Here is a 6,171-nt window from a genome sequence, read left to right as displayed (position 1 = left end):
ATCCTTCAGCAGCCTGAGCGAAAAAGCCGTGGACTACCTAAAAGCGGGAGTCAGTCGCGTCTGGATCGTCGATCCCCGGGCCAAGCAGATCACAATTTTCTATCCCGACGCACCCCCGGCGATTAAAAAAGGCGATGACGAAATTAGCGATATTCTCCTCCCCGATTTAACCCTAACCCCCAGACAAATTTTTGCCAAGGCCCGATTAAGTTAATGCCCTACAGTCTCGTTCTCAATCTCACACCCCGATCGCCGATCTATCCGAATTTTCTCACCGGACGACACCTTCACGCGCTATTCCTTACCCTTGTCAGTAGTGTTGATCGGGAATTAGGGAAAATTCTACACGCAGCCGAGGCAGATAAAGCTTTTACCTTATCGCCACTACAGATGCAATCCGGGGGAAAAACGATAAATTCCCCGCAGTGGCGATACGAACGGCCAATCGCCCCCGAAACTCCCTGCTGGTGGCGGATTTCTCTGCTCGATGACCGATTATTCGGTAAATTAACCTCGCTCTGGTTGAATCTCAATCCAAAACACCCCTGGCATCTCGGTTCCGCCGATCTGGTTATCACTAGCGTCCTCGCCACCCCACAATCGGTTCAACCCTGGGCGAACTCTTGTACTTATCAATACCTGTATGAAAACGCCTCGGAAACGAATCGGGAATTTGATTTCCTTTTCGCTACCCCCGTCACCTTCCGGCAGGGAAAATTCGATAGTGCCTTACCGACGCGGGAACTGGTGTTTAATAGCCTTCTCAATCGTTGGAATCGCTATAGCGCTATCCCCTTCGATTCCATCGTCCTAGAGTCGATTTTCCCCAGTTTCTTCGATATTCAAACGAAATTAGCCGATGAGGCCTATAAAAACCATTCGATCGGTTGTGTGGGCGAGATTCACTATCGTCTTTTGGGAGAGGTGGAACCCGCAAAGATTAAAGCGATTAATGTACTGGCGGATTTTGCCCTCTATGCGGGAGTGGGACGGAAAACCACCATGGGAATGGGGATGACTCGCAGAATTGCTAAGGAGAAAAGATAGCCATGGATGAATCTGACTACATACCGATCGCCGCTCTCAACCATTACGCCTACTGTCCCCACCGTTGTTGGCGGATGTTCGTCGCCGGGGAATTTCTCGATAATAGCTACACGATCGAGGGAACAAATTTACACGAGCGAGTTCACACCGTCGGGGCGGCAAACCGCGAGGAAATATGGCAAATTCGGGCGATCTGGCTTAAATCAGATAATTACCGTCTCATCGGTAAAGCCGATCTGATCGAGTCCCACGACGGCGAATTTATCCCCGTGGAATACAAACGGGGCAGTAAAGGCGAATGGGATAACGACGAGTTGCAGGTGTGCGCTCAAGCCATCTGTTTGGAAGAAATGACTGGAAAAAGGCTAGATACCGGCTATATCTACTATGCCAGTTCTCACCAGCGTCAACCGGTGGCGATCAATCTTGCTCTACGGCAACGGGCGATCGCTACGATCCGAGCAGTTGAAACCCTGATCCAGACGGGAAAAATGCCCCCGGCGGTCTATTCACCCCGCTGCAAGGGATGCAGTTTGTTCGATCGCTGTTTGCCCCGATTAACCGAAAAAGTCCAACGATATCGAGAGGAAGACTAAAAAATATGGGAACGGTATATGTGACGAGAGAAGACGCATTTCTCGGCAAAAATGACGAGCGTTTAACGGTTAAAGCATCCAAGGAAACGATCCTCGATGTACCTCTATTGAACGTGGAAGGAGTGGTGATTTTCGGACGGGGTTCAGTTTCTCCCGCATTGGTGATCGAATTGTTGGAACGTCATATTCCGCTCAGTTTCGTCACATCCACCGGACGCTATCTCGGTAGATTGGAACCGGAGATGACCAAAAATATTTTCGTTCGTCGAGCGCAATGGCAGGCCGCCGGCGATTCTCCGAAAGCCATTCATTTAGTGCGGGGATTCGTCCGCGGCAAGCTGAAGAATTACCGCAACATTCTGCTCCGTCGTCAACGCGATCGAAAGGAGTTGGATTTACAAACTGCGATCGCTTGTCTGGAAGCAGCGATCGGCTCGATCGCAACAACCTCGGCGATCGATTCTCTCCGGGGGTTAGAGGGAGCGGGAAGCGCAGCCTATTTCAGTTGTTTTGATTCCCTAATTCTCGGCGATACTTTTACCTTTACCTCGCGTAACCGTCGCCCCCCGCGAGATCCGGTCAATTCTCTTTTGAGTCTGGGTTATGCGTTATTGCGCCATGACGTGCAGAGTGCGATCAATTTGGTCGGTTTTGACCCCTATCTCGGTTATCTTCACTATCAACGCTACGGTCGCCCCTCGCTGGCACTAGATCTGATGGAAGAATTTAGAGCGATCGTCGTTGATGCCGTGGTTCTCAATGGGGTCAATCATCCTTATCTTACCCCCGAACATTTCACCACCGAACCCTTAAGCGGTGCGGTTTCCTTGACGAGAGAGGGATTACAGATTTTCCTGCGCTTGTACGAACAGAAGAAACAATCGAAGTTTAAACATCCAGTAATGGGTAAACAGTGTACTTATCAAGAAGCTTTCGAGATTCAGGCCCGACTAATGGCGAAATATCTCATGGACGAGACGGATAAGTATCCACCTTTGATTTTAAAGTAGATAGAGGCGATCATGTATTTTGTTGTCAGTTACGATATTTCCGACGATAAGCGACGAACCAAAATTCACAATACGTTAAAGTCCTACGGCCAACGGGTGCAGTATAGTGTTTTTGAGTGCGATCTAACCGATACCCAGTACGCTAAGCTGCGCGGGCGCTTGAGTAAGTTGATCAAACCCGATACCGATAGCATCCGCTTTTATTTTCTCTGCGCCTGTTGTCGGGGTAAAGTGGAACGCATCGGTGGTGAGTTACCCCGGGATAATACAATTTTTTTTGTTTAGCTCGGTTGCGCTTCCGGGTAGCTGTAAAAATCCTTAACTATTATCTGGTGGCTGAAAAGCTTATGGAATATAGATTCGAGATGATTTTCCTTTCCAACGCGGGGCGCACCTTATCCCGTAAGGTTTTGCGGGGTCTTGAAGCAGTGGGTCACTTGCTGTATAATTGGTTTATTGCGGGTGCGGCGCATACGAACCTTGAAAATCCCATAGCGTATAGCTTTTACCACTGGGCGTTCCAATTAATCTTAAACCCTACTAGGGATTGAAACCTATTATGCGTGATTTGGTAGTTCGGACGACTGAGTTCCAATTAATCTTAAACCCTACTAGGGATTGAAACCGGGCAGTGAATCACATACTTTTTGTGATTCTCATCAAGTTCCAATTAATCTTAAACCCTACTAGGGATTGAAACCTGTTTGGCCTTGTAGAGAAAGCCATTAATGATCGTTCCAATTAATCTTAAACCCTACTAGGGATTGAAACAAGGATTTTTACTGCATGGATGCAGCATATCGTGTTCCAATTAATCTTAAACCCTACTAGGGATTGAAACTCGGTGGCCCGATGGGAAACCTCGCGAAGTCCTTCCCTGTTCCAATTAATCTTAAACCCTACTAGGGATTGAAACTAATGCTATCAAAGCTTTCCTGACGAGACAAAGTGGTTCCAATTAATCTTAAACCCTACTAGGGATTGAAACCAGATTATCAAGCTAGAAGAAAAAATCGAAAAGCGTTCCAATTAATCTTAAACCCTACTAGGGATTGAAACTTTCAAAGTGGGAGAAAAGGCTCGCTTTAACTCGTTCCAATTAATCTTAAACCCTACTAGGGATTGAAACATGTTATCCGTTACGGATTGAAGTTTATATCTTTAGTTCCAATTAATCTTAAACCCTACTAGGGATTGAAACCGGGGTGGCAACAATACTCTTGTTGATCCTTGGTCTGTTCCAATTAATCTTAAACCCTACTAGGGATTGAAACCGCGCATCATATAAATCCTCGATTACCGCACTAGGGTTCCAATTAATCTTAAACCCTACTAGGGATTGAAACTTGTTTTCACAAGCTTCTTTGTAAAGAGTAGAAAGTTCCAATTAATCTTAAACCCTACTAGGGATTGAAACTCGCGGTCCTCAAGGGATTAAAGGAGATACTGGGAAAGGTTCCAATTAATCTTAAACCCTACTAGGGATTGAAACTGGAAAAGAGTTAGAGCGTTGGCTGGAAAAAAATGGTTCCAATTAATCTTAAACCCTACTAGGGATTGAAACAGCCATTCGCACTATACCTTTTTCTGTCAGAGCCGTTCCAATTAATCTTAAACCCTACTAGGGATTGAAACGGCTTATTTCCCGATCAAAAGTACCGAAAGAAAACGTTCCAATTAATCTTAAACCCTACTAGGGATTGAAACTTTACGAAAAAGAACACTGTCAGGCGCGACGATGGTTCCAATTAATCTTAAACCCTACTAGGGATTGAAACTCGGCCCGGGAGGAGTGCCGGGAGGAGATCGAAAGTTCCAATTAATCTTAAACCCTACTAGGGATTGAAACACCCGATCTTTCTTTGAAAATGGCTGTAAATAGCCGTTCCAATTAATCTTAAACCCTACTAGGGATTGAAACACGGCGATCCACTTCCTTCGAGCGAAATACAAAACGTTCCAATTAATCTTAAACCCTACTAGGGATTGAAACATCCAATTGCCTCCTCGAACTGAGAAACAATTCAGGTTCCAATTAATCTTAAACCCTACTAGGGATTGAAACAAATAATACGGTGTCAAAAAGTGTGCGTGCTTCCTGTTCCAATTAATCTTAAACCCTACTAGGGATTGAAACGTCGCTGTTGGGCGATTGCGGCAATTCGTTGGGTGTTCCAATTAATCTTAAACCCTACTAGGGATTGAAACCGGCTTCGCAGCCCCGCTTGCATCTCCGCAATTAGTTCCAATTAATCTTAAACCCTACTAGGGATTGAAACTAATACTTTTGATGTCGATGTAAAAGTTAGGCGAAGTTCCAATTAATCTTAAACCCTACTAGGGATTGAAACAAGTCAGCCGCAGCCGACGGACGAGCAGATGTTCCGGTTCCAATTAATCTTAAACCCTACTAGGGATTGAAACCATTAAAAAGTAAATGGACATTTTTAACCGATTCCGTTCCAATTAATCTTAAACCCTACTAGGGATTGAAACTTTAGAGGCCCAAAAGGAGATCCTGGGCAAAATGGTTCCAATTAATCTTAAACCCTACTAGGGATTGAAACCTATATTGTGGTTTGTTGACTGTGACACTATCTCGTTCCAATTAATCTTAAACCCTACTAGGGATTGAAACTCTTATTCAGGTTTTTTTTGTGCCCTGGGAGCCTCTCGTTCCAATTAATCTTAAACCCTACTAGGGATTGAAACTTGGCTTTTGTCACTTCTAACTCAAGCTCTAATGTTCCAATTAATCTTAAACCCTACTAGGGATTGAAACAAATTTTGGATGGACAAAATAAAAACGCAGGATTGTTCCAATTAATCTTAAACCCTACTAGGGATTGAAACTAATTTGTAATTCTCCAAGTGAATAAATTTGTAAAGTTCCAATTAATCTTAAACCCTACTAGGGATTGAAACTGCCAACTATCAGGAGCGATAGCTCGATTAAATCCGGGTTCCAATTAATCTTAAACCCTACTAGGGATTGAAACTTACGACAAATTCCTGATAATAGTATTGATTTAAGTTCCAATTAATCTTAAACCCTACTAGGGATTGAAACTTGGTGGGAAAATAACAAAATGAATGAGTTATGTGTTCCAATTAATCTTAAACCCTACTAGGGATTGAAACGCCTCAAGAATGGAAATCTATTAAAGAACAAGAAAGTTCCAATTAATCTTAAACCCTACTAGGGATTGAAACGTTTTTGTACGGACAACAACGTAATTCTGTGAATGTTCCAATTAATCTTAAACCCTACTAGGGATTGAAACTGCGATTAATCAATTAGTTATCAGTTATCAGTTATCGTTCCAATTAATCTTAAACCCTACTAGGGATTGAAACCACTTCCCTCTCCCGGTAGTCCAGGAGAACCGCGGTTCTAATTAATCTTAAACCCTACTAGGGATTGAAACAGAGTCAAAAGGGGGAACTAAAGAGTTATCCCGTGTTCCAATTAATCTTAAACCCTACTAGGGATTGAAACAAGATGAAGTCACTCAATT

5 protein-coding genes and 1 CRISPR repeat array are annotated in these 6,171 nt (G+C 44.0%); all 5 genes read left to right on the top strand.

Annotation, left to right across the window (positions count from 1 at the left end):
* On the top strand, positions 1-214 hold a 214-nt coding region (locus tag IM500_RS16650; protein ID WP_287739063.1), incomplete at its 5' end, for a Uma2 family endonuclease.
* The gene (gene cas6 / locus IM500_RS16645; protein WP_287739061.1) at positions 214-1,047 is read left to right on the top strand and encodes a CRISPR-associated endoribonuclease Cas6; all 834 of its coding nucleotides are present in this window, start codon (positions 214-216) and stop codon (positions 1,045-1,047) included. The genes IM500_RS16650 and cas6, both read left to right, overlap by 1 nt.
* Before the next feature lie 2 nt (positions 1,048-1,049).
* Positions 1,050-1,643 carry a CRISPR-associated protein Cas4 gene (gene cas4 / locus IM500_RS16640; protein ID WP_287739059.1) on the top strand — a complete coding sequence of 198 codons (594 nt, stop codon included), beginning with the start codon at positions 1,050-1,052 and terminating at the stop codon, positions 1,641-1,643.
* Between the two features lie 5 nt (positions 1,644-1,648).
* Complete coding sequence (gene cas1d, locus IM500_RS16635) at positions 1,649-2,653, top strand: type I-D CRISPR-associated endonuclease Cas1d (RefSeq protein ID WP_052277826.1); 1,005 nt, start codon at positions 1,649-1,651, stop codon at positions 2,651-2,653.
* A 12-nt stretch (positions 2,654-2,665) separates the two neighbouring features.
* On the top strand, positions 2,666-2,938 hold the full coding sequence (gene cas2 / locus IM500_RS16630) for a CRISPR-associated endonuclease Cas2 (RefSeq protein ID WP_002742874.1): 273 nt from the start codon (positions 2,666-2,668) through the stop codon (positions 2,936-2,938).
* Positions 2,939-3,170: 232 nt separating this feature from the next.
* Positions 3,171-6,152: a CRISPR direct-repeat array (repeat unit 37 nt; unit sequence GTTCCAATTAATCTTAAACCCTACTAGGGATTGAAAC).
* Between the last annotated feature and the right edge of the window lie 19 nt (positions 6,153-6,171).

This window comes from Microcystis sp. M179S2, from assembly GCF_020245805.1.
In the GTDB taxonomy this organism is placed as follows: Bacteria; Cyanobacteriota; Cyanobacteriia; order Cyanobacteriales; family Microcystaceae; genus Microcystis; species Microcystis aeruginosa.
The sequence above is the reverse complement of the archived record's forward strand: the minus strand, read 5'-3'. Positions and strand labels throughout refer to the sequence as shown.